General features: G+C 59.5%; 2 protein-coding genes. Both read left to right on the forward strand.

What is annotated here, in order from left to right; all coding sequences use genetic code 11:
* The coding region (locus tag EOA85_RS35540) for a glucoamylase family protein (RefSeq protein ID WP_281033832.1) at positions 1 to 305 on the forward strand (305 nt) is incomplete at its 5' end.
* A 120-nt stretch (positions 306 to 425) separates the two neighbouring features.
* Positions 426 to 1,247 (forward strand): hypothetical protein (locus EOA85_RS35545; RefSeq protein ID WP_164760143.1); only part of this gene is annotated, 822 nt, incomplete at its 3' end.

Raw genomic sequence — 1,247 nt, forward strand, 5'->3', positions numbered from 1 at the left:
TCATAACGCCCAGTGCCGCACTGTCCAGCTTTCCCTATGCTCCGGTAGAAGCAATGCGTGCGTTGCGCGGTTTTCTGAGCAAGCCACGACGCCGCATCTGGGGACGCTTCGGCGTTGTCGATGCGTTTTGCGAAAGCCGCAACTGGTATTCCCGGACGTATCTGGCCATCAACCAGGGCCCGGTCGTCGCGATGATCGAGAACCATCGGAGTGGATTGCTGTGGGAGCTGTTCATGGGCGCCCCAGAAGTACAGCGTGGTCTGGCAAGGCTCGGTTTTGCCAGCCCGCATCTCAGCCGCGATTAGGAGACGAGACTTACGCACCGACCTGCGCTGATGACTGCCGGACGAGTGATGGAAACCCGGTTCAGGCGCGCGCGCCGCTGGCATAGAAACATGCGTTGAGGGAATGCGGGGGATGAACGAATGACCGAGCAAACTGAACACCACCCATTGGATATTGATCGGGCCGTCGCGGCTCTCATCGGCCACACCATTCGCAGTAGGATAAATCTCGACATCCTCGGCTCCGATGAAAATCGTATTAAACGCAGCTCGCTCACATGGGACGACCTTCTTCCCGTTATCGAGCGCGACCTTGTCGGCCACAAAATGTCTCGGGACGACTATGAGTGTGTCTGGGAAGCGGTGCAAAGGGCCCCTGCGCAGCTGAAGGATCGGTACCTTGCGGCGCTAGAGATTTGGCGGTCCGCCGCATGGCCGTCTTTTCGCGAGGCGCTTGTCGCGGAAGCTGCGGATGACTTCGGGAACCATAAGTTCACCGAATCCGACCTCCGAAAACATCTCGAAAAGTGGCCGGAACTGCGCGGGGAAAAGCGCCTAGTCTCGGCCGGCTTAGCACAACTCCGAACGTCGGGGTCGAGTTTGAAAGAGGCACTTGGGAATCTGGTCGAGCTTAAGGGCGGTGAGGATGGGGCGAGGGCCGCTTTGACCATCATGCTGGCCGATCGACATTATCATCAGGAAGATCTGATCGCCGAACTACTTAATGCGTGGGCCGGCGCCACGACGTGGGGCCGGCTAATGACGTCCCTCTGGGCGTCCTTGCCCGAGAAATTTGTCGCGCCTGATGCCATAACCAACCTCGCCCACCTGTTGCGGCAGGTCCCACTCGTCTCTGGCTCGTCGCTCGATGGCTTTGTGCTCGAAGACATGTCCGGGGCGTCACGGGCAACATGGCGCCGCTCGGTTGCCAAGTCTATCGGCGGGGGTACAACGCCCAAGGAA

This window comes from Mesorhizobium sp. M5C.F.Ca.IN.020.29.1.1 (genome assembly GCF_003997375.1).
GTDB lineage: Bacteria > Pseudomonadota > Alphaproteobacteria > Rhizobiales > Rhizobiaceae > Mesorhizobium > Mesorhizobium wenxiniae.